Genomic DNA, 21,646 nt, shown 5'->3' with positions numbered 1-21,646 from the left:
TCTGGCGCACGGTGGAGGTCAGTTCCTCCATCGAGGCGGCGGTTTCTTCCAGGTTGGCGGCCTGCTGCTCGGTGCGGCGCGACAGGTCGCTGTTGCCGGAGGCGATCTCGCCGGCGGCCAGGGTGATGCTGGAGGCGCTGGCCTGGATCTGGCCGACGATCTGGGTCAGCTGTGCAACGGTGGTGTTGGCATCATCCCGCATGCGCGCGAACACGCCATTGAACTGGCCTTCCATGCGCGCGGTCAGGTCGCCGGCGGCGATCGACTGCAGCAGCTGCGAGAGCTGGCCGAGGTTGCCGTCGGCCACCTGCATCATGGTGTTGAGATGCTCGATCATCAGCTTGAAGTCATGCTGGAAACGCTGTGCGTCGCCGCGCTGGCTGAAGTCACCGGCAGCGGCCGCCGCGGCCAGCTGCTGGATCTGCGAATTGATCGCCAGCAGGCTGGCCTTGGCCGCGTCCATCGATTCGTGCAGGATCGCGCGGCTGCCGGGCAGGCGGCGTGCATCCGGGGTGAGATTGCCGATGGCGTACTGGTTGAGCACGTCGATGGCATCGCGGATCGCATCCAGGTGCTCGAAGATCACCGTATTGATGCCGCCGGCCAGCTGGCCATAGACACCCGGGAAATCTTCCGGAATGCGATGGCTGATGTCCGGTCCCGCGTGCATCTGTGCCATCAGCTGGGTCTGCTCGCTGAAGCGGCGGAGCATTGCGGTCATCTCGGTCGTGGCGGCCAGCATCCTGCCGGCTTCGTCCTTGCTGGTGGCCTGGGTGCTGACGCTGAGGTCGCCGCGGGCAACCGCCTGGATGGCATGCACGGCCTTGCCCAGCGGGCCAGTAACGGCGCGCGAGATGACGATGGCCAGCGCGGCGGCCACCAGCGACAGCAGCACGATGCAGCCGATGATGGCGATCATGCTGGTGCGATGGGTGGCGTTGGCGTCGGCGATCTTGCCGTCCATCTGCCCGGCGATGTGGGTGCCCAGTGCCTTCATCGCAGCGAACAGGTCGCGGCGCGCCGGGCGTGACTGCTCATCGGAGATCTGCTGGGCCTGCGCGCCATCACCGGCGGCCACGGCGTCGCGCATCGCCTTGTTGGCAGCGAAGTAGCGATCCAGCTGGGTGCTGGCGGCGCGATACAGTTCGCGCTCCTTGTCCAGCGCCGGCAGCGCCGCGTACGCCGCCAGTTCGTCATGTACGGCCTTGGCGGTGTCGTCCATGCGCTTGTTGTAGTCGGCGACCTTCTCCGGCTGGTCGAGCATGCTCAGCTGGGCCAGTTCGTAGGTGCGGAACTCACCGAGCTGCGAGCGCGCCTCGCCCAGGTGCTGGACCGAGGGGATGTCGTTGCCGGCCATCTCGCGCAGCTGCGCGTTGGCTTCGCTCAGTCGCAGCAGGGCGAACGCGCCGAGGACCAGGGTCATCAGGGTGGTAAGGGTGAACCCCACGGCCAGCTTGCGGGCGATGGGCAGATCTTGGAACCACTTCATGCAGGGTGCTCCAGGTGGGCAGAGTGCCGGCGTCTGTGCGCCGGTTTGGGGGTGGTTGCAGAGCGAACGGTGGTGCCCGGTGGGGTTCGGTGACGGCCGTCATTGCGAAATAACGGCGCCGTCCGCGTGGACTTTATGGACGCAGATCACATTCGGTTGCGTAGGGATGACAGCGCGAAAGCGTTGCAGCGGCGTGCTTTCGCTTGGATGAAGTAGTTGCGCCCGCAACCATCATGGCGACGGAGTTCACAGAAGGGATGGGGTCGGATCCCTTTCCTGCGGAAAGGGATCCGACCCCCTTGGCAGAGCGCGCAAACAAAAACCGCCGCCCCGAAGGGCGGCGGTCCAGTACACGCATGCAGTGTGGATCAGGCGGCCTGCGGCATCCGCAGTGAACGCACCAGCCCGCCGATGTCGACGATCAATGCGACGCGGCCGTCGCCGAGAATGGTCGCACCGGACACCCCGCCGATGCGGCGGTAGTTGTTCTCGATGTTCTTCACCACCACCTGCTGCTGGCCGACCAGTTCGTCCACTTCCAGGGCGATCTTCTGGCCATCGCCTTCGACCACCACCACCAGCGATTCGCTGCCGGGTGCACGGTTGCCGTAGCCGTAGTACTCGCTCAGCGACAGGATCGGCAGGTATTCACCGCGCACGCGCAGCACGCGGCCTTCGCCGGCCATGCTGCGGATGTCCTCGGCTTGCGGCTGCAACGCCTCAAGCACATAGGCCAACGGCAGGATCAGGGTCTCACCGGCTACCGCCACGGTCATGCCATCGAGGATGGCCAGGGTGAGCGGCAGGCGGATCAGCGTGCGGGTGCCAGCGCCGAGGCTGCTTTCAATCTGCACCTCGCCCCCCAACGCCTGGATGTTGCGGCGGACCACGTCCATGCCGACGCCACGACCGGACAGGTCAGTGACCGCATCGGCCGTGGAGAAGCCGGGCTGGAAGATCAGGTCCCAGACCTGCGAATCGGTCGGGTTGTCCGGCACCGCCAGGCCGCGCTCGGTGGCCTTGGCCAGGATCTTGGCGCGGTCCAGGCCGCGACCGTCGTCGCTGACTTCGATGACAATGTGGCCGCCCTGGTGCGAGGCCGCCAGGGTGATCGTGCCGGTTTCGTCCTTGCCTGCACCGCGGCGCACGTCGGGCATTTCCAGGCCGTGGTCGATCGAGTTGCGCACCAGGTGCACCAGCGGATCGGCGATCTTCTCGATCAGGCCCTTGTCCAGCTCGGTACCTTCGCCGACGGTGCGCAGCCGCACCTGCTTGCCGAGGCGGCTGGACAGGTCGCGGACCAGGCGCGGGAAGCGACGGAACACCGCATCGACCGGCAGCATGCGCACGCCGATCACCGCTTCCTGCAGGTCGCGGGTGTTGCGTTCAAGCTGGTCCAGGCCAGCGAACAGGCTCTCGGCGTGGACCGGGTCCAGCGCATGCGAGACCTGCTTGAGCATGGCCTGGGTGATGACCAGTTCGCCGACCAGGTTGATCAGCGCGTCGACCTTGTCGACGCTGACGCGGATGGAGGTTTCCGCTTCCTGGCTGGCGCCACCGCTGGCGGCAGGCGCGGCGGGTGCCGACAGCGACGCTGCCGCCGGAGCGGGAGCAGCCGCGGCCGGCGCCTGGGTGGCCAGGCTCGGCGGTGCGGCCGGACGGATGTCCAGCTCGCAGTCGTCCAGTACCCACGCGAAGGTGTCTTCGATCTTGCTGCGCGGCACCTTGCCGACCAGACCCAGGTCCCACGCCAGGTGGGCTTCGAGCGGATCGAGCTGGGCGAAGCCCGGCAGGCGGTCCATGCGCGCGGCGACCTGCAGCGAACCGAGGTGTTCCAGTTCGCGGATGATGCGCAGCGGGTCGTTGCCGCTCATGAACAGCGACGGCGCCGGGGTGAAGCCGATCTGCCAGGCTTCCGGCGTATCGTCCACCTTGGCTGCGGCGGCCGCCGGGGCGCTCGCTGCGGCCTGGCCGGACAGAACCGCTTCCAGGCGTGCCTTCACCGCAGCGACGGCAGCCGGATCGGCAGCCTGGCCATGTTCGGCTTCGCGCAGCAGGGCGCGCAGCACGTCCACCGAAGACAGCATGGCGTCGACGGCGTGGCCTTCCAGTGCCCGCTTGCCGGCGCGCAGCTCATCGAGCAGCGTTTCCAGCACGTGGGTCAGGCCGGCGATCGCGTCGAAGCCGAAGGTGCCGGCGCCGCCCTTGATCGAATGGGCAGCGCGGAACACCGAATTGATGATCTCCGCGTCCTGCTGCCCCGATTCCAGGGCCAGCAGGCCAGCCTCCATCGCGTCGAGGCCTTCGCGGCTCTCCTCGAAGAAGGTGGCGTGGAAGCGTTGCAGGTCCATGCTCATGGCAGTGGTGGTCCGGAAGCGAAGAGGGGGAGCGGTGCCGGGCGATCAGCCCAGCACTTTCTGCACGGTGGCGACCAGCTGTTCGGGATTGAACGGCTTGACCAGCCAACCCGTAGCGCCAGCGGCCTTGCCTTCGGACTTCTTGTCGGCGGCAGATTCGGTGGTCAGCATCAGCAGCGGGGTGAACTTGTAGTCCGGCAGCTGGCGCAGTTCGCGGATCAGCGCGATGCCATCCATGTTCGGCATGTTGACGTCGGTAACCACCGCATTGAAGCGCTGGCCCTTGGCGCGACCGAGCGCGACCGCGCCGTCTTCAGCTTCTTCGACGGCAAAACCGGCCGAGGTGAGGGCGAAGGACACCATCTGGCGCATCGACGCCGAATCGTCCACCACCAAGATACGTGCGCTCATGCAGCGTTCTCCACAGATTTCAGGTTGTCATGGGTTACGTCCAGGCCGAGGGCCTGGGTGACGCCCAGCAGGCGCGCGGCGTCACGGAAGGTTGCAGTGCAACCGTGGAAGCCGGTGCCCAGGCCTGCCTCGCGGCGGGCCTGCACGAACGCACACAGCACCTGCACGGCGGCCGTGTGGATGCGGGCGACCTGGCTGGCATCCAGGGTCAGCTCGCCTGCCTGCTCCACCAGGGGGGCAAGGCGGTTCTTGAGCTCGGTAGTGCTCTCGATGCCGAGATCCCCACCCAGTTCGACAGTGCTCATCGTTGCTCCGGACAAACGGTTCCGTGATCCATAACGGCATCCCGGTGGGGTTCTTTAGAAGAATCGACGCGGTGCGTCGATGTGGTCGCTGTTGAAAAGGGGACGGAGGGGATTAAGTCGCAAGCGACCTGGCTCTGCCGCAGCCCCCTCGGCAACGGCGACCGCGCAGTGGGGATGTAAGGTGTTGATCCAACGGATCAACCCCTTGCGTCCCCGACAGGCACCGCTTCGGCGCCAAGCGCCGAGCCACTTGCGACTTAATCCCCTCCGTCCCCTTTTTGGGGGTCAGCTCAACAGCCGTGTGGCGTCGAGCAGGATCATCGGGCGCTGGCTGACGCGGGCCACGCCGCGGAACAGGTCGTTGGAAATCTGGCAGATGCGTGCGGTATCGGGAGGTTCGATCTGCGAATCGGTGAGGTTGGCGACATCTTCCACTGCCGACACGCGCAGGCCGATGGTCTCGCCGTCTTCTTCCAGCACCACGATGCGGGTCTGGGCGTCGTCCTCGGCGGCAGCCGCGCCCAGGTGCAGGCCCAGATCCATCACCGGGACCACCTGGCCGCGCAGGTTCATGATGCCCAGCATGGCGGCAGCGGTGCCGCGCAACGGCAGCAGCGGCACCGGCAGCACGACCTCCTGGACCTTCAGCAGTTCCAGCGCATAGGCCTGGGTGCCACAGCGCAGGCGCAGCCAGCGCGAGGTGCGTTCACCGGCGCGACGGTTCTGCGGATGCGGGCTGCGGGCCGGTTGGTGGGCCTGCGCCTGCAGCTCCTGCCAGGTGCCGGGGCGGTTGCCTGCGGGTGCATCGACGGCGACGCGCGGCGGCGGCGTGGCGGCGCGTGCGGCCGGGGGGGCCACCGGCGCTGCGACCACGGCGGGCGGCGGCGCAGGCACGTCTTCGCCACCAGCGGCCGCCTCGAAGGCGGCCTGCAGGCCGGGGCTGTCGGTGTGGGCGAGACGATGGCTGTCCGCCGGGTCGGTCTCGTAGATCACTTCGTCCGGCAGATCGTCCCAGGTGGGTTCCGGGCCGGTGTTCGCAGCGGCCGCAGCGGGTGCCGGCGCGGTTTCGTGGATGACCTCGTCGGGCAGGTCATCCCAGGTCGGCTCGCGTTCGGTGGACGAGGCGCTGGCCGGCGCGGCGGCGGCCTCGAAGGCGGCCTCCAGTGCAGCCTCATCCTCGGCCGGGGCCGCGACGACGGCATCCGTTTCGTAGACCACTTCAGCGGGCAGGTCGTCCCACGTGGGTTCGCGTTCGGCATCGATCACGCTGACGGGCGCGGACGCAGCATCGAAAGCGGCTTCCAGTGCGGCATTGTCCACGGCAGGGGCAGCGGCAACGCTCTCGGTTTCGGTTTCGTAGATCACCTCGGCCGGCAGGTCATCCCAGGTGGGTTCGCGTTCGGCGGCGGCTTCGGTGGACGTGGCCGGGGCGGTGCTGATCGGCGCGGGGTGGGGAGCGGCGGCCGGGGCGATCGCCTCGCCCAGCAGTTCGTCCAGGTAGTCGTCGAGGATGCCGGTGCTGTTCATGCGGCCTGCTCCAGGGCGCGGGCATCCTCGCCGAGGATCCAGTTCAAGGCGCGCCGGTAGGCGGCCAGGCCACGCCCCGGGTAGTCTTCGCCGACGCTCGGCAGGGTCAGCCCGGCGGCGTTGCTGATGCGGGTGTCGATCGGAATCGCGTCTTCCCAGACGCGGCTGCCATGGCGGTCCTGCATGGTGCGCAGCGATTCGTTGCCGGCGCGGGTGCGGCGGTCGAACAGGGTTGGCAGGATCGAGATCGGCAGCGGCCGGCGGCGCGAACGCTCGACCATCTCGCCGGTGCGGACCATGCCATCCAGGCCGTGCAGCGCCAGCGGCTCGGCCTGGGTCGGAATGATGAGACGGTCCGCTGCGGCCAGTGCGTTGATCATCAGCAGGCCGAGCGTCGGTGCGCAGTCCAGCAGGATGTAATCGTGCTGGCCCTGGTGGCGCGCCAGCGCGTTCTGCAGCGCCAGGCCGAGGCCGGGTTGGTTGGCGCTACGGCGTTCCAGCGTGGCCAGTGCGGACTGCGCGCAGACGTAGTCCAGGCCCTGGATGTTGCTGGCATGGCACAGGCCGGACAGGTCCGCTGGCGGTGCGCCGAACAGCTCCAGCACGCCGGCCGGCGGCGGGTCCACCGGCACGCCGAAGGCGCGGCTGAGCGAAGCATGCGGATCGAGGTCGATCAGCAGCACGCGATGGCCGAGCGCGGCCAGGCCGCGGCCGAGGGCGAGGGTGGTGGTGGTCTTGCCGACTCCGCCCTTCTGGTTGGCGACTGCCCAGATGCGCATCGGATTACTCCTTCATTGCCGGGGGAACGGCGGCGCCGACGCGGCTGCCAGCCGGCACCGGTGGCAACGTCACCGGTGCGATGGGGGAGGTGGGGGCGCTGGCCGGCGTTGCGGCGGCCTGTTCGGTGACGGTGCTGCCGGTGGCGCCGGTGGCTGCGTTCAGGCGCTGGCCGAGCGGGTCCACCGAATGCGAGGTGTCGGCCAGGATGATGACCATCACCCGGCGGTTGCGGTTGCGGCCCTGTGCGCTGTCGTTCTCTTCGCGCGGGCGGAACTGGCCATAGCCGACCATCGCCAGCCGCGACGGCTGCACGCCCTGGTCGGCGAACAGATGCACCACGCTGGCGGCGCGTCCGGCCGACAGCTCCCAGTTTGACGGGAAGGTGGCGGTGGCGATCGGCACGTTGTCGGTGTGGCCTTCCACGCGCACGCTGTTGGGCACGTCGCGCAGCACCTCGGCCAGGCTGGCCAGGGTCTGCCGCGCATGTACGTCCAGTGCGGCCGAGCCGGTGGGGAACAGGATGTCGCTGTTGATCTCGACCTCGATCCACAGTTCCGTGCGGCGCACGCTGATCATGCCGCGGTCGATCAGCGGCGCCAGGGCGGCGGTGAGGCGGTCGGCAATCGTATTGAGCTGGCGCTCGGCACGGGCGATCTGCTCCTGGTTGTGCACCGACACCGGCATGCGCATCTGCGAGGCCATCGACGGCAGCAGCGTCGGGTCGTGCGAGGGTGCCGGCGCGGACGGTCCGATCTTGGTGCCGGACTTGATCACCGACGGGCTGTCCCAGCCGCCACCCTGCACCTGCTTGTTGCCCACCTGCACCGGATTGATCGTGCGCGGCGCGCCACCGAAGGCATCGGTGAGCGCGTCGGCCATGATCCGGTACTTGCCCTCGTTCACCGACGAGATCGCGTACATGACCACGAAGAAGGCGAGCAGCAGCGTCATCAGGTCGGCATAGGGGATCGCCCATGCTTCGTGGTTGGCGTGCTCTTCGTGGTGCTTGCGGCGGGCCATGTCAGTGCAGGAAGCCGGAGAGGTTGGTTTCGATGTTGCGCGGGTTCTCGCCCTGGGCGATCGAGATCAGGCCTTCGATGACCATTTCGCGGTCGCGCGTGTTGTGCGAGATCACGCTCTTGAGCTTGGCGGCGATCGGCAGGAACAGCAGGTTGGCCGAGGCGATGCCGTAGATCGTGGCGGTGAACGCCGCAGCGATGCCGTGGCCGAGCTTGCTCGGGTCCGCCAGGTTCTTCATCACCGCGATCAGGCCCAGCACGGCGCCGATGATGCCGAGCGTCGGTGCGTAGATGCCCATCGCTTCGAACACCTTGGCGCCGGCCTGGTCCTGGTGTTCCTGGCTGCCCAGTTCGATTTCCAGCATGTGCCGCATCGATTCGGGCTCGACACCGTCCACCAGCAGCTGCAGGCCCTTGCGCAGGAACGGGTCCTGCTGCGCTTCCACCTGCGATTCCAGGCCGAGCAGGCCCTGGCGGCGGGCGATGTTGCTCCACTCGACGATCTGCTGGATCAGTTCGCGACGATCGCTGTGCGGCGGGCGCACGACCCAGCGCACGATCTTGAACGCATGCTTGAACACCGCCGGCGAGGTGTGCAGCAGGATCGCGGCAACGGTGCCGACGATGACGATCACGAACGCCGCAGGCGACCACAACGACGCCAGACCGGCGCCCTTGAGGATGCTGCCACCGACCAGCGAGGCCAGGGCGAGAAAGAGTCCAATGAGGCTGAGTCTATCCATGGATCCGGTATCGGCTTGTATGAATGGGACTTGAGACACCGGTACGGGCTACTGGTGCGACTTCACGGTTTTACGGGTTCAGCAAGCGGGTCAGTCGTGCGGGCTGCGCAGGCCATCCACATCCAGGATCAGCGCCATGCGACCATCGCCGATCAAGGTTGCACCGGCGTAACCGCGCAGGCCGCGCAGGGCCTTCGGCAGTGGCTTGATGACCACTTCCTCGCGCCCACGGACCTGGTCCACGACCAGGCCGAAGCGCGCTTCGCCGGCCTGCAGCACCACGATGGTCAGCAGGGTCGATGCGGCCGGCGTCACATCCAGCCACTGGCGCAGATCGACCAGCGGCAGCGTGTGCGAACGGCGGTCGAGCACGGCACGGCCATCGAACCAGCCCAGCGAGGTGCGCGGCGCGTGCAGTACCTCCATCACGCGCGCCAGCGGCAGCGCATAGACGTCCTCGCCGGCCTGCACCAGCAGGGTCGGCAGGATCGCCAGGGTCAGCGGCACGCGGATCAGGAAGCGGCTGCCGCGGCCCAGCTCCGACTGGATCTGGATCTGCCCGCTGAGTTCGCGGATGCGCGACTGCACCACGTCCATGCCGACGCCGCGCCCGGAAATATCCGTGACCTGCTGCTTGGTCGAGAAGCCGGGCAGGAACACCAGGTGCAGGCACTCCTCGCTGCTCAGGCGGGCGGCGGCTTCCGGATCGATCAGGCCCTTCTCGCGTGCCTTCGCGCGCAGCTTTTCCGGATCGATGCCGGCGCCATCGTCCTGCACCTCGATGCTGACGTAGTCACCTTCCTGCTGCGCCGACAACCGCACATGGCCCATCCGCGGCTTGCCCTGCGCTTCGCGCAGGTCGGGCATTTCCACGCCATGGTCGATGGCGTTGCGGACCAGGTGCACCAGCGGGTCGGCCAGCGCTTCGACCAGGTTGCGGTCGAGCTCGGTCTCCGCGCCGATCAGCTCCAGGTCCACTTCCTTCTTCAGCGAGCGGGCGACGTCGCGGGCGACCTTGGGGAAGCGCGAGAACACCTTGCCCACCGGCTGCATGCGGGTGCGCATCACCGCCGACTGCAGGCGCGCGGTGGCGATGTCCAGGGTGGACACGGCGCGGTCCAGCTCCTCGTCGCGCAGGCGCGCACGCAGGGTCTTGAGCCGGTTGCGCGACAGCACCAGTTCGCCGATCAGGTTGACGATCGCATCCAGGCGCTTGGTGTCCACGCGCACGGTGTGTTCGGCTTCGGCCAGCGGCTTGGCGGCCGGCTTGGCCACCGGTGCCGGTGCGGCGGCCGGGCGCGGGGCGGCGATCGGTGCCGGCGCCACCGCAGCCGCGGGCCTGGCGCCGGGTGCGGCGCCGCCGTGCAGCTGGTCGAGCAGGGCTTCGAACTCATCTTCGCTGATCAGGCCGTCGTCGGCCTTCTTTGCCGGCGCCACCGCAGTCGGTGCGTTGCCACCGTGCAGCTGGTCGAGCAGCGCCTCGAACTCGTCGTCGGTGATCAGGTCGCCGGCACCGGCCGTCGGTGCGGCGGCAGCGGCGGCAGGCGCTGCTGCACCTCCATGCACGTCGAACTGGGCGATCAGGTCCGGCGGTGCATAGCCCGGCTCGGTGCCGGAAGACACGGCATCGAGCATCGACTGCAGGTAGTCCAGCGATTGCTGGGCGGCGTCGAAGTGATGGGCCTGCAGCACGGCCTGGCCGGCACGTGCAGCGCCCAGCGCTTCTTCAGCGGCGTGGCACAGCTCGACCATGGCGGTGACACCGAGGAAACCCGCGCCGCCCTTGAGCGTGTGGTAGCCCCGGAACACCGCGTTGAGCTGTTCGGTGTCCTGCGGTGCCTGCTCCAGCGACACCAGCTGTTCGCCGAGGCGATCCAGGATTTCCTGTGCCTCGATGATGAAATCGGCAGTGATGTCGTCGGATACCGCGCTCATGCTTACAGCCCCAGATCCGACAACAGGTCGTCGGCGTCGTTCTGCGAGACCGCGTGGCGGTCCAGTCCCTTCAGTGCCGGCCCGGCCAGTTCCGGGTCGGTGCGATGCTGTTCCGGCGGCAGGCCGAGCGCGCCGAAGCCTTCATGCACGCGGCGGACGATGCCGACCACGCGACGGATGATCTGCCCGGTCAGGTCCTGGTAGCTCTGGGTCAGGGCGATCTCGGTCAGGTTGTGGCGGATGCGCTCGAGCTGCGCGTCCTGGCCTGGCTGCAGGCCTTCGGCGCGCAGCTGCTCGGTCAGACTGCGGCATTCCTCGGCCAGGTCCAGGGTGCGGTGGGTGGCCTGTTCGGTCATCGCCACCACGTGGTCCAGGCGTGCGCACGCATCGTCCAGTTCGCCGGCCTCGCTGGGCACGGTCGGCAGTTCGCCCAGGGCCTGCCCCAGCTCGCGGGCCAGCCGCGAGAGGCCGCTCATCATCGGCTGCGTGCGCAGCGCGACCAGTCCGTCGATGCGTTGCCGCCAGGCGGCTTCGTCACCGGACTCCAGGGCATCCAGGGCTTCCTGCAGGCGCAGGGCGAGGGCGTTCTTGTCGACCGTGGTATCCATCAGGCGCTGGCCGCCAGGCGTTCGAAGATCTTGCCCAGCTTCTCTTCCAGCGTCTGCGCGGTGAAGGGCTTGATGATGTAGCCGTTCACGCCGTTCTGGGCCGCTTCGATGATCTGCTCGCGCTTGGCTTCGGCGGTGACCATCAGCACTGGCAGGGTCTTCAGCTTGGCGTCGGCACGGATCGCCTTGAGCAGTTCGATGCCGGTCATCACCGGCATGTTCCAGTCGGTGACCACGAAATCGAAGGGCTGGCTCTGCAGCAGCGACAGTGCGGCATGCCCGTCCTCGGCTTCGGCGGTGTTGGTGAAGCCCAGATCGCCCAGCAGGTTCTTGACGATTCGACGCATGGTCGAGAAGTCGTCGACGATGAGGATGCGCATGTTCTTGTTCAAAGCAGAGTTCCTTTGTTGTTCATTCCGGGCGGCCGGGGGCAGTCGCCTCGGGGATGTTCATTCTTCCAGGCCGGCGTCGACGGCCTCGAAAATCTTCAGGCGGCCGCGCAGGCGCAGCACGGCCTGGCCATGGATCTGGCAGACCCGCGACTCGCTCACGCCGAGCACCGCGCCGATCTCCTTCAGGTTCAGCTCCTGCTCGTAGTAGAGCGAGAGCACCAGCTGTTCGCGCTCGGGCAGGTGGCCGATGGCCTTGCCCAGCTCGCGACCGAACTCGCCGCGCTCCAGCACCTGCTGCGGGGTCGGGCCGCCCTGGGCGACGGTATCCAGTTCGCCCTGGTCTTCGATGCGCGACTCCAGGCTCAGCACCTGGCCACGTGCGGCGTCTTCCATCAGGCGCAGGTACTCGGGCAGCGGCATCTCCATCGCGGCGGCCACTTCGGTGGCGCTGGCGGCACGGCCCGTGCTCTGTTCCAGGCGGCGGATGGTGGCGGCGGCATCACGGGCACGGCGGTGCACCGAGCGCGGCACCCAGTCGCCACGGCGGATCTCGTCGATCATCGAGCCGCGGATGCGGATCGAGGCATAGGTCTCGAACGAGGCGCCCTGGTCGGCGTCGTAGCTGCGCGAGGCTTCGATCAGGCCCATCATGCCGGCCTGGATCAGATCATCGACTTCGACGCTGGCCGGCAGGCGCGCGGCCAGGTGGTGGGCGATGCGTCGCACCAGGTCCGAATGCTGGGCGATGACCTCGTTGGCCGCCGAGCGCTGGACTTCCCTGTACTGGTGGGCTGCGCCTTTCATGCGGCCACCCCACGCTGCTTGAGGATGCGTTCGAGGAAGAACTCGACGCCACCGCGCGGTTCGGTCGGTGCCTGCCAGCGCGCGGTGCGGCGTGCGATCTCGGTGATCGCCAGCGCCGACGGGCTGGATGGATAGGCCTTCACCACCGGCTGCTGGCGCTGCACCGACAGGCGCAGCCAGTCATCCTGCGGCACGCAGCCCAGGTAGTTCAGCGAGACATCGGCGAGGAACTTCTCGCAGACGCGGGTCAGCTTCTCGTACAGCACGCGGCCCTCGTTCGGGTCGCGCACCATGTTGGCCACCACCTGGACGCGGTCCACGCCGCGCTCGCGCGACAGCACCTTGATCAGTGCGTAGGCGTCGGTGATCGAGGCCGGTTCGTCACAGACCACCACCACGGTGTCCTGCGCGGCCTGGCAGAAGGTCAGCACGCCGTCGGTGATGCCGGCGGCGGTATCGACCACCATGATGTCCAGCTCGCGTTCCAGTTCGGAGAACACGTTGACCAGGCCGACATGCTCGGCCGGGGCAAGCTCGGCCATGTGCCGGCGGCCGGAAGCGGCCGGGACCACCAGCACGCCGTTCGGGCCTTCGACGATGACGTCGTCCAGCGAGCAGCGGCCGGCCACCAGGTCGGCCAGCGTAAAGGTGGGGTTCAAGCCCAGGATCACGTCGATGTTGGCCAGGCCGAGGTCGGCGTCCAGCAGCAGCGTGCGCTTGCCCATGCCCGCCAGCGCCACCGCCAGGTTGGCGGACACATTCGTCTTGCCCACGCCGCCCTTGCCGCCGGTCACCGCGATGGTGCGCACAGGGCCGAGCGGCTCGCTGCGGGTGGCCGACAGCGGGAAGGTCTTGGTCAGCTTGGCGTACTCACGCGACGGCATGGTTCAACTCCGGGTTGCAGGGCATATCGGCCGCTCGGCGCAAATCTTCAAGGCGAAGTACAAGATTGGCTGCACTGGCCCGGTGCAGGTCCTCCGGGACGTCCTGGCCATCGGTCACCCAGGTGATCGGCAGGGCGTGGTCCACGGCCACCGACAGGGCGTTGCCGAAGCGGCCGGTCTCGTCCAGCTTGCTCAGCACCAGGCCCTGCAGGTTGGCCGCACCGAAGCGGCGCACCACCTCGTCCATGTCGCCGAAGCTGGTGTTGGCCGGCAGCACCAGCAGGGTGCGCACCTGGCGCGCGGCGCGCAGCCACTGCAGCTGGGCGGCCAGGGCACGGTCGCGCGGGCCCAGGCCGGCGGTATCGATCAGCACCAGCTTGTAGTCCTTCAGGCGTTCCAGCAGCTGGTCCAGGTCGGTGCCGCTGTTGGCCTCGTGCACGGCGATGCCGAGCTGGCGGCCGTAGCCATACAGCTGTTCGCGGGCGCCGATGCGGGTGGTGTCGGTGGTGACCAGGGCGACGTCACGCGGGGCGTGCTTCTCGGCGAAGCGCGAGGCCAGCTTGGCGATGGTGGTGGTCTTGCCGGCGCCGGTCGGGCCGACCAGCGCGATCACGCCGCCTTCCTCCAGCGGGTCGACCGGGGCGATCGGCAGCTTGCGCGAGATCAGCCCCAGCATCAGGCCGCGGCCACGATGGGCTTCGGTCTCCAGCGGGATCTGCATGGCCACGTCGCGGGCCAGCCCGGCGTCGAAACCGTACTCGTCCATCAGGTCCAGCGCGGTGGCGCGCACCGGGCTGCCACGCAGGCGCTCGTCGGTGAAGCGGTTCATCTCGCGCTCGATCACCTGGCGCATGCCGGCCACTTCCTGGCGCAGCTGGCGGATCTCGGCGTCGTCCTGGGGAACCACGGTCAGCGTCGGTGCCGGGGCCAGCATGGGGGCCGGGCTGGCCTCGATAGCGGCTTCGACCGCTGCCGGTTCGCTGGCGGCGATCCCGGGCTGCGCGTCGATCACGGCAGCGGTCGGCAGCGGCGGCGGCAGCACGGCCGGGGCCACGCTTTCGTGATGCGCCTCGTGCGGCGGGTCGATCTGGAAGCGCGCGCGGTTGGCCGGCACGGTGGCGGCCGGTGCAACGATGGCCTCGGCGAACGGGGCGAAGGTCTGGTCCGGCGGTGCCGGTTCGTTGACGGCGGCGCGGGCCAGGGTGGCGGCGAAGCCGGTGCTGCCCCGGGTCGGCACGATCTCGTCGGCGCTGTCCAGGGTGCGGCCGGTGGCACCGACGGCGGCGCGGGCGAGGGCGGCCACTGCCGAGGTGGTGGCCGCGACCGGTTCCGGCGCCGGGGTGCTGCTGCGGCGGCGGGTGACGGCGGCGATCACCGCGTCGGCGGCGGTGCGCGGCTTGGGTGCCGGCGGCGGTGCGACGTCACGGCGCGAGGCTTCCAGTGCACGCTGCACGGCGCTCTCGTCGTAGTTGGCGGCGGCGACGATCTCGATGCCTTCCTCGATCCGGCGGTTGGACAGGATCACGGCGTCAGGACCATGTTCCTTGCGCACCAGGTTCATGGCCGAGCGCATGTCGGCGGCGACGAATCGTTTGATTTTCATGCTGTGGTCACGGGGCGAAGACGGCGGGGTGGCGGTCGGAGAACTCGGGTGGTCGGTGGTCTGCACGGTGCGGGTTCCCCTTGGTATCTGTCTGTTGCGTTGGTTCGAAAGTGGTGTCTGTTTTCTGGCGCATCGCAGGGCGGCGTCAGCTGATCGTTCCGACCAGCTTCAGGCGCTTGTCCTCCGGCACCTCGCTGTAGGCCAGGACCGACAGCGACGGAACGCTGTGGCGGACCAGGCGGGCCAGCGCGGCGCGCACCGGGCCAGGTACCAGCACGACCGCGGGCTCGTTGCGGGCTTCCTGCTTGCTGACACATTCGGCCAGGCTCTGGTGCAGTCGCTCAGCGAGTCCGGGTTCCAGCGCGGCGCCGTTGCCCTGCGTGGACTCCTGCAAGACACGTTCCAATTGCGGGTTGAGGGTGAACACCGGCAGCTCCGCCGACATTCCGGCGATCTCCTGCACGATGAAGCGGCCCAGTGCGGTGCGAACAGCGGCGGTCAGCACGGCCGGGTCCTGGCTGCTGGGCGCATGTTCGACCAGTGCCTCGGCGATCTTGCGCAGCTGGCGGATCGGAATGCGCTCGACCAGCAGGTTCTGCAGCACGCGCACCACCGCCGACAGCGGCAACGCCTTCGGCGTCAGATCTTCGACGAGCTTGGGCGCGCTCTTGGCCAGGTTGGCCAGCAGGTGCTGCACTTCTTCGTGGCCGAGCAGTTCCGGCGCGTGCTCACGGATCAGGTGCGACAGATGGGTGGCGACCACGGTGGCCGGATCGACCACGGTGTAGCCCAGCGTTTCGGCCTGGGCGCGCTGGTGCGGCTGGATCCAGGTGGCGTCCAGGCCGAACGCGGGGTCCTTGCCGGCGATGCCTTCCAGCGCGCCGAGCGCGCTGCCCGGGTCCAGCGCCAGCTCGCGGTCGGGGTGGATCTCGGCGGTGGCCACCGGCACGCCGTGCACCAGCACGCGGTAGCCGTTGGCCGGCAGTTCCAGGTTGTCGCGGATGTGCACCGACGGGATCAGGAAGCCGACATCCTGGGTCAGCTTGCGGCGCACGCCCTTGATGCGCGCCATCAGTTCGCCGCCCTGGTTGCTGTCCACCAGCGGGATCAGCCGGTAGCCGACCTCCAGGCCCAGCGGATCGACCGGGCGCAGTTCGTCCCAGCTCAGTTCGGCAGTCGGTGCCGGTGCGGCCGGGCGGCCGAGTGCGTTGAGTGCGGCGGCATCGGTGCCACCGCCTGCCGCATCGGCAGCCGGCGCCTTGCCCTTGCGGTACAGCTTCCAGGCGATGAAGCCGAGGATCGCGGCCAGCGTCAGGAAAGCGACGTTGGGCATGCCCGGCACCAGGCCGACCACGCCGATGATGCCGGCGGTGATCGCCAGCGCACGGTACTGGCCGAACACCTGGCCGGTCATGGCCTGGGCCATGTCCTGCGAGCGCGAGGCGCGGGTAACCAGCATGGCCACGGCGCTGGAGACCAGCAGGGCCGGCAGCTGCGCTACCAGGCCGTCACCGATCGACAGCAGGGTGTAGGTGGCGGCGGCTTCGCCGAACGGCATGCCATGCTGCAGCACGCCCACGGCCAGGCCGCCGAGCATGTTGATGAACAGGATCAGGATGCCGGCAATGGCATCGCCGCGGATGAACTTGCTGGCGCCGTCCATCGCACCGTAGAAGTCGGCTTCCTCACGCACTTCCTCGCGGCGCAGCTTGGCTTCTTCACGCGTCAGCAAACCGGCGTTGAGGTCGGCGTCGATCGCCATCTGCTTGCCGGGCATCGCGTCCAGGATGAAGCGCGCGGTCACTTCCGAAACGCGGCCGGCACCCTTGGTAATGACCACGAAATTGATGATGGTCAGGATCGCGAACACCACGATGCCGACCGCATAGTTGCCGCCGATCACGAATTCACCGAAGGCGGCGATGACCTTGCCCGCGGCGTCGTGGCCGTTCTGGCCGTTCAGCAGGATCACGCGGGTGGAGGCCACGTTCAGCGCCAGCCGCAGCATGGTGGTGATCAGCAGCACGATCGGGAAGATGGTGAAGTCCAGCGGGCGCTTCACGTAGACCACCGCCAGCAGCACCATCAGCGAGATGGCGATGTTGAAGGTGAACAGCGCATCGAGCACCGGCGCGGCCAGCGGCACCACGACCATGGCCAGCAGGGCCAGCACGATCAGCGGCGCGCCAAGGCCCTGGCGGATCATTTCCAGGGCGCGGCGGGTGTTGAAACCGGCGGAGGGCTGGGCGCTCACGGGCGGCCTCCCTTGCCGAATTCATCCACCTGGATGTGCGGGGCGTCCGGCATCGGGCCAGTGCGCCAGGCGCGCAGCTGGTAGACGTAGGACAGGACCTGGGCGACGGCCGAATACAGTCTCACGGGGATTTCCTTTCCGAGTTGGCCTTCCCGATACAAGGCGCGTGCCAAAGGCGGGGCGGAGACGATCGCCACCTTGTTGCCGTCGGCCACTTCACGGATGCGCAGGGCGGTTTCGTCCACGCCCAGCGCGACCACGGTGGGGGCGTTCATGGCGCCGCCCTCGTACTTCAGGGCCACCGCGTAGTGGGTGGGGTTGACCACCACCACGTCGGCAGTGGGCACCGCCTCCATCATCCGGCGGTTGGCCATCTGCTGCTGCAGCTGGCGGATGCGGCCCTTCACCTCGGGGCTGCCCTCGCTTTCCTTCATTTCCCGGCGCAGTTCCTCGCGGGTCATCTTCAGCTTGCGCGTCCAGTTCCAGCGCTGGTACGGCGCATCGATGGCGGCCAGCACCAGCATCGCGCCGGCGGTGGCCAGCAGCAGGCGCAGGGTGAAGCCCAGGCCATCGGTGATGGCGGTTTCCAGCGGGTGGTGGATCAGCCCGCGCAGGGTGTCGAAGCCGGTCCAGACCACCAGCCCGGCGGCGACGCCGACGAAGGCCACGCGCAGCAGCGATTTGGTGAATTCGGCAATCGCCTCCGGGCCATACAGGCGCTTGAGCCCGCTCATCGGGTTCATGCGGTTGATGTCGGGCAGCAACGCCTTCTGCGACCAGCGCAGGCCGCCCATCACCAGCGGGGCGACGAAGCTGGCCAGCAGGCAGACCAGCACCAGCGGTGCGATCACCAGCATGAACTGCAGCAGCAGGTCGCCGAAGTGGCCGAACAGTTCCTTCGGGTTCTGCCGCAGGCTCTGTTCCGGGCTGAGCGCGTGCTTCATCCAGGCCGTGGCGCTGCGGCCGATCGAGCCGCTCATGGCCATCACCGCCAGCACGCCGGCGCCGAACACGGCGGCGGTGCCAAGTTCGCGCGAGCGCGGCAGGTTGCCCTGTTCACGGGCATCGCGCAGGCGTTTTTCGGTCGGTTGTTCGGTCTTTTCGCCGGCGGATTCGTTCTCGGACATCACGGGCACTGCGGCAGGGGGTGCCGGGGTGCGTGCAAGAACCGTTCCACGCCTGGCGTCGATCTACCGACGGCCCGTTCTGTAGAGCCGAGCCCACGCTCGGCTGCGGTTGGGGCCAGGCGCGAAGCACAGCCGGGCATGGGCTCGGCTCTACAGGAGGGTGCCGCAGGAATCGTTCCGTGATGGCGGGCGCGCGTGGCCCGGTGTCAGCCGGGCGGGTATTGCGGCGGCGGGCTCTGCGCCAGTTCCACCCGCGGCCGCGGCAGGTCGTGCAACTGCATGAAGCGCGCCGCGTCGACCGGGCGGCCCAGCAGGTATCCCTGCAGGAAGTCGCAGCCCAGGCGTTCCAGATAGGCGCGCTGCGCGGCGGTCTCCACGCCCTCGGCGACGATGTCCATGTCCAGCGCATGGCCCAGCGCCACGATCGCCGAGACGATCACCACGTCTTCGGCACTGTGTTCCAGGTCGCGCACGAACGCATGGTCGATCTTGATCTCGGTGGCCGGCAGCCGCTTCAGGTACAGCAGGCTGGAATAGCCGGTTCCGAAATCATCGATGGAGATGCCCACGCCCAGCGCCGACAGCGCCTGCAGCAGGCGAAGACTGGTATCGGTATCGCGCATGACGGTGCTTTCGGTGATCTCCAGCACCAGGTGGCGCGGGGCAATGCCATGGCGCTCGATCACCTCGCGCACATCCTGCAGCAGGTGCGGCGAACTGAACTGCACCGGCGACAGGTTCACCGACATCGACCAGCTTTCATGCCCGGCGTCGTGCCAGCGCCGCAGCTGCTGGCAGGCCTGGTCCAGCGCCCAGCGCCCGATCTCGTTGATCGCACCGCTGCGCTCGGCCAGGCGGATGAAGCGGTCGGGGGGAATCAGGCCGTGTTCCGGATGGCGCCAGCGGATCAGCGCTTCGGCGCCGGCCACCTTCTGCGTGGCCACGCGGATCTTCGGCTGATAGTGCAGGAACAGCTGCTCGCTGCCGATGGCGCGGCGCAGGTCGGCCAGCAGCCGGAACTGCTGCTCGGCGCTGTCGTTCATCCAGTCGGCGAACAGCACGAAGGCGTTGCGTCCGGACTCCTTGGCCTGGTACATCGCCGCATCGGCGAAGGCCATCAGCTGGCGCTCGCTGGCGGCGTGGTCCGGGCAGATCGCCACGCCGATGCTGGCGGTCACCTGCAGTTCGTTGTCCGGCAGCAACGGGCCGCTGCCCACCGCCTGCAGGATGCGCCGGGCCAGGGTCGGCAGGTCCTCGTCGTGCTCGATGCGCACCACCAGCACGAACTCGTCGCCGCCCAGCCGTGCCAGCATATCGTGCGGGCGCAGCAGCTGGCGGGTGCGTTCGGCCACCGCCACCAGCAGCGCATCACCGGCCTGATGGCCGTAGGCATCATTGACCTGCTTGAAGCCGTCCAGGTCCATGAACATCACCGCGAAGCGGTTGCCGCCCTGTTCGGCCTCGGCCAGTGCCTGCACGATGCGCCGCTGCAGCAGCAGGCGGTTGGGCAGGCGGGTGAGCGGATCGTGCAGCGCGGCCTGGGTCAGTTCCTGCTGCGCGTCGGTCAACGAGGTGCTCAGCATCGAATTGCGCAGCCGCAGCAGTTGCGCTTCCACGCGCTGGTCCAGCCATGAGACCACCAGCACCACGGCCAGGATCGCCACGGTCAGCACCACCACCAGCATCGCCAGCCACTCGTTCTGCAGGCCATCGCCGACCGCCTCGCCGCAGACGCTGCCTTCCGGGAAGCGCGCAGCGGCCATGCCGGTGTAATGCATGCCGACGATGGCCAGGCCGAGCAGGCCCGCCGCCGCCAGTCGATCACCGATGCGGGTGCGCTGGGCGCGCAGCCGGAACGCCACGTACAGCGCGGTCCAGGAGGCAGCCACCGCCACCATCAGCGAGAACAGCAGCCAGCCTGGGTCGTAGTCGATGCCCGGCTGCATGCGCATTGCAGCCATGCCAACGTAATGCATGCCGGCGATGCCGGTGCCCATCAGCAGGGCGCCGACCGCCAATCGCGGGTGGGGCAGGGTGCGCAGCGAGACCAGCCACAGCGCGAACACCGATGAGGCGATGGCAAGCGCAAGCGAGAGCAGGGTGATGGGAAGGTCGTAGCCCAATGGAATGGGCAGGTCGAAAGCCAGCATGCCGATGAAATGCATCGACCAGATGCCCAGGCCCATGGCGAAGCCGCCGCCCAGCCGCCACCACCAGGCCGCGCCCCTGCCCGGGGCGGTCACCGTGCGCCCGGCCATCGCCAGCGCGGTGTATGAAGCCATCACGGCGACCAGCAGCGAGATCGCCACCAGCCACGGGTTGTACGTGCCTACCAGCATTCGTCAGTCTCCCGGACCTGCCTGTCGACGGAAACCACGGTGGGGCATGCATGAGGCAGGCCGACGCACGACGCCGGCCATGTGCGGCATCCCCCCGGTTGCCGCGCATTCACTCTAACGCGCAGACCGGGGGGGACTTCAAGCGGCAATACGTGAAATTGCGCCCCTGTAGAGCCGAGCCCATGCTCGGCTGCCTCCGGCAGGAGCGGCAGCCGAGCATGGGCTGGGCTCTACAGAAACAAATGCATGGCAAGCAGTAGAACGTGATGATCGGGTCAGTGTGTGACCGCGTCCGCAGCCTGGAAGGCGGCGTCGAACAGGCGCTGTACCGGCGGCCCCATTTCCCCGGCCAGCAGGGCCAGCAGGAACAGGCCCAGCAGCAGCGAGACCGGCAGGCCCAGCTGGATCGGATTCAGCGCAGGGGCGGCACGCGCCAGTACGCCGAAGGCCAGGTTCACCGCCAGCATCGCCACGGTGAGCGGAATGGCCAGCGTCAGCGCGCCGCGCAGCACGGTCAGCAGGAAGGTCGGGGCGATGCTGAAGAAGGCGTGCGGGTCCGGCAGCGGGGCGCCGATCGGCAGCGCGCGGTAGCTGTCCACCAGCAGCGAGATCAACGCCAGGTGGCCGTTGGCGGTGAAGAACAGCAGGCCGAACAGCAGGTAGAACCACTGGCCGATCACACCCGAAGTGCCACCGCGCAGCGGGTCGCTCATCTGCGCGAAGGCCAGGCCGGTGCCTTGCGCGATCAGTTCGCCGGCCATCGCACCGGCTTCGAATACCAGCCGCAGCATGAAACCGATGGAAACGCCGATGGCCAGTTCGCGCGCGATGGTCAGCACGGTAGCCGCGTCGAAGCCGGTCCAGTCCGGTACCGGTGGCAGCAGCGGCGCCAGTGCAATGGCCAGGGTGCCGGCCAGTACCACGCGCACCCGCGACGGCACCGCACGCGTGCCGACCATGGGCATGGCCATGGCCACCGCGCCGATGCGCAGCATGGTCCACAGCACGGTGCCGATCATGCCGAAGGCCTGCAGGCCGTCGGCCGCCATCTGTGTCGCGGCATCCATCG

General features: G+C 68.5%; 18 protein-coding genes. All 18 read right to left on the bottom strand.

All coding sequences use genetic code 11. The features are described 5' to 3' along the window. The coding region (locus AC5QAB_RS20755) for an MCP four helix bundle domain-containing protein (protein WP_495233598.1) at positions 1-1,489 on the bottom strand (1,489 nt) is incomplete at its 3' end. Between the two features lie 368 nt (positions 1,490-1,857). Then, the gene (locus AC5QAB_RS20750) at positions 1,858-3,846 is read right to left on the bottom strand and encodes a chemotaxis protein CheW (protein ID WP_197561560.1); all 1,989 of its coding nucleotides are present in this window, start codon (positions 3,844-3,846) and stop codon (positions 1,858-1,860) included. A 45-nt stretch (positions 3,847-3,891) separates the two neighbouring features. Beyond that, positions 3,892-4,257, bottom strand: a complete 366-nt coding sequence (locus tag AC5QAB_RS20745) for a response regulator (protein WP_005409521.1) — start codon at positions 4,255-4,257, stop codon at positions 3,892-3,894. Further along, on the bottom strand, positions 4,254-4,562 hold the full coding sequence (locus AC5QAB_RS20740; protein WP_014647026.1) for an STAS domain-containing protein: 309 nt from the start codon (positions 4,560-4,562) through the stop codon (positions 4,254-4,256). The genes AC5QAB_RS20745 and AC5QAB_RS20740 overlap by 4 nt, the downstream gene beginning before the upstream one ends. Before the next feature lie 285 nt (positions 4,563-4,847). After that, positions 4,848-6,089 carry a chemotaxis protein CheW gene (locus AC5QAB_RS20735; protein WP_495233597.1) on the bottom strand — a complete coding sequence of 414 codons (1,242 nt, stop codon included), beginning with the start codon at positions 6,087-6,089 and terminating at the stop codon, positions 4,848-4,850. Further along, a complete protein-coding gene (locus tag AC5QAB_RS20730) occupies positions 6,086-6,868 on the bottom strand; it encodes a ParA family protein (protein ID WP_014647028.1) in 783 nt (260 codons plus the stop codon). Before AC5QAB_RS20730 ends, AC5QAB_RS20735 begins: the two co-directional genes overlap by 4 nt. Positions 6,869-6,872: 4 nt before the next feature. Continuing rightward, complete coding sequence (motD, locus tag AC5QAB_RS20725; protein ID WP_014647029.1) at positions 6,873-7,889, bottom strand: flagellar motor protein MotD; 1,017 nt, start codon at positions 7,887-7,889, stop codon at positions 6,873-6,875. 1 nt (position 7,890) lies between these two features. Continuing rightward, on the bottom strand, positions 7,891-8,631 hold the full coding sequence (locus AC5QAB_RS20720) for a flagellar motor protein (RefSeq protein ID WP_005409527.1): 741 nt from the start codon (positions 8,629-8,631) through the stop codon (positions 7,891-7,893). A 90-nt stretch (positions 8,632-8,721) separates the two neighbouring features. Continuing rightward, positions 8,722-10,566, bottom strand: coding sequence for a chemotaxis protein CheA (locus AC5QAB_RS20715; RefSeq protein WP_100449999.1), 1,845 nt, complete (start codon positions 10,564-10,566; stop codon positions 8,722-8,724). A 2-nt stretch (positions 10,567-10,568) separates the two neighbouring features. After that, a complete protein-coding gene (locus tag AC5QAB_RS20710; RefSeq protein ID WP_006442968.1) occupies positions 10,569-11,174 on the bottom strand; it encodes a protein phosphatase CheZ in 606 nt (201 codons plus the stop codon). Beyond that, a complete protein-coding gene (gene cheY / locus AC5QAB_RS20705; protein WP_005413247.1) occupies positions 11,174-11,566 on the bottom strand; it encodes a chemotaxis response regulator CheY in 393 nt (130 codons plus the stop codon). The genes AC5QAB_RS20710 and cheY overlap by 1 nt, the downstream gene beginning before the upstream one ends. 57 nt (positions 11,567-11,623) lie before the next feature. Next, positions 11,624-12,370, bottom strand: a complete 747-nt coding sequence (locus tag AC5QAB_RS20700; RefSeq protein ID WP_014647032.1) for an RNA polymerase sigma factor FliA — start codon at positions 12,368-12,370, stop codon at positions 11,624-11,626. Next, complete coding sequence (locus AC5QAB_RS20695; RefSeq protein ID WP_032959426.1) at positions 12,367-13,254, bottom strand: MinD/ParA family ATP-binding protein; 888 nt, start codon at positions 13,252-13,254, stop codon at positions 12,367-12,369. Before AC5QAB_RS20695 ends, AC5QAB_RS20700 begins: the two co-directional genes overlap by 4 nt. Next, positions 13,241-14,857: a flagellar biosynthesis GTPase FlhF gene (flhF, locus tag AC5QAB_RS20690; protein WP_197561562.1), complete on the bottom strand. Its 1,617-nt coding sequence runs from the start codon at positions 14,855-14,857 to the stop codon at positions 13,241-13,243. Before flhF ends, AC5QAB_RS20695 begins: the two co-directional genes overlap by 14 nt. 145 nt (positions 14,858-15,002) lie before the next feature. Beyond that, positions 15,003-17,063: a flagellar biosynthesis protein FlhA gene (flhA, locus tag AC5QAB_RS20685; protein ID WP_153643679.1), complete on the bottom strand. Its 2,061-nt coding sequence runs from the start codon at positions 17,061-17,063 to the stop codon at positions 15,003-15,005. Positions 17,064-17,107: 44 nt separating this feature from the next. Next, positions 17,108-18,238 (bottom strand): flagellar biosynthesis protein FlhB, encoded by a 1,131-nt coding sequence (gene flhB / locus AC5QAB_RS20680; RefSeq protein WP_197561563.1) that lies wholly within the window; start codon positions 18,236-18,238, stop codon positions 17,108-17,110. A gap of 206 nt (positions 18,239-18,444) precedes the next feature. Then, positions 18,445-20,577 carry a putative bifunctional diguanylate cyclase/phosphodiesterase gene (locus tag AC5QAB_RS20675; RefSeq protein WP_495233596.1) on the bottom strand — a complete coding sequence of 711 codons (2,133 nt, stop codon included), beginning with the start codon at positions 20,575-20,577 and terminating at the stop codon, positions 18,445-18,447. A 275-nt stretch (positions 20,578-20,852) separates the two neighbouring features. After that, positions 20,853-21,644 carry a flagellar biosynthetic protein FliR gene (gene fliR, locus AC5QAB_RS20670; RefSeq protein ID WP_014037103.1) on the bottom strand — a complete coding sequence of 264 codons (792 nt, stop codon included), beginning with the start codon at positions 21,642-21,644 and terminating at the stop codon, positions 20,853-20,855. Positions 21,645-21,646 lie beyond the last annotated feature (2 nt).

The organism is Stenotrophomonas sp. YJH_SMC_127 (assembly GCF_059372445.1).
Note: the sequence above shows the minus strand (reverse complement) of the source record. Positions and strands in the feature narration are given on the sequence as shown.

Excerpts from the sequence above, each read along its gene's own strand:
- AC5QAB_RS20750 (WP_197561560.1), bottom strand. The coding sequence starts at position 3,846 with ATGAGCATGGACCTGCAACGCTTCCACGCCACCTTCTTCGAGGAGAGC.
- AC5QAB_RS20745 (WP_005409521.1), bottom strand. The coding sequence starts at position 4,257 with ATGAGCGCACGTATCTTGGTGGTGGACGATTCGGCGTCGATGCGCCAG.
- AC5QAB_RS20740 (WP_014647026.1), bottom strand. The coding sequence starts at position 4,562 with ATGAGCACTGTCGAACTGGGTGGGGATCTCGGCATCGAGAGCACTACC.
- AC5QAB_RS20735 (WP_495233597.1), bottom strand. The coding sequence starts at position 6,089 with ATGAACAGCACCGGCATCCTCGACGACTACCTGGACGAACTGCTGGGC.
- AC5QAB_RS20730 (WP_014647028.1), bottom strand. The coding sequence starts at position 6,868 with ATGCGCATCTGGGCAGTCGCCAACCAGAAGGGCGGAGTCGGCAAGACC.
- motD (WP_014647029.1), bottom strand. The coding sequence starts at position 7,889 with ATGGCCCGCCGCAAGCACCACGAAGAGCACGCCAACCACGAAGCATGG.
- AC5QAB_RS20720 (WP_005409527.1), bottom strand. The coding sequence starts at position 8,631 with ATGGATAGACTCAGCCTCATTGGACTCTTTCTCGCCCTGGCCTCGCTG.
- AC5QAB_RS20715 (WP_100449999.1), bottom strand. The coding sequence starts at position 10,566 with ATGAGCGCGGTATCCGACGACATCACTGCCGATTTCATCATCGAGGCA.
- AC5QAB_RS20710 (WP_006442968.1), bottom strand. The coding sequence starts at position 11,174 with ATGGATACCACGGTCGACAAGAACGCCCTCGCCCTGCGCCTGCAGGAA.
- AC5QAB_RS20700 (WP_014647032.1), bottom strand. The coding sequence starts at position 12,370 with ATGAAAGGCGCAGCCCACCAGTACAGGGAAGTCCAGCGCTCGGCGGCC.
- AC5QAB_RS20695 (WP_032959426.1), bottom strand. The coding sequence starts at position 13,254 with ATGCCGTCGCGTGAGTACGCCAAGCTGACCAAGACCTTCCCGCTGTCG.
- flhF (WP_197561562.1), bottom strand. The coding sequence starts at position 14,857 with ATGAAAATCAAACGATTCGTCGCCGCCGACATGCGCTCGGCCATGAAC.
- flhA (WP_153643679.1), bottom strand. The coding sequence starts at position 17,063 with ATGATCCGCCAGGGCCTTGGCGCGCCGCTGATCGTGCTGGCCCTGCTG.
- flhB (WP_197561563.1), bottom strand. The coding sequence starts at position 18,238 with ATGTCCGAGAACGAATCCGCCGGCGAAAAGACCGAACAACCGACCGAA.
- AC5QAB_RS20675 (WP_495233596.1), bottom strand. The coding sequence starts at position 20,577 with ATGCTGGTAGGCACGTACAACCCGTGGCTGGTGGCGATCTCGCTGCTG.
- fliR (WP_014037103.1), bottom strand. The coding sequence starts at position 21,644 with ATGGATGCCGCGACACAGATGGCGGCCGACGGCCTGCAGGCCTTCGGC.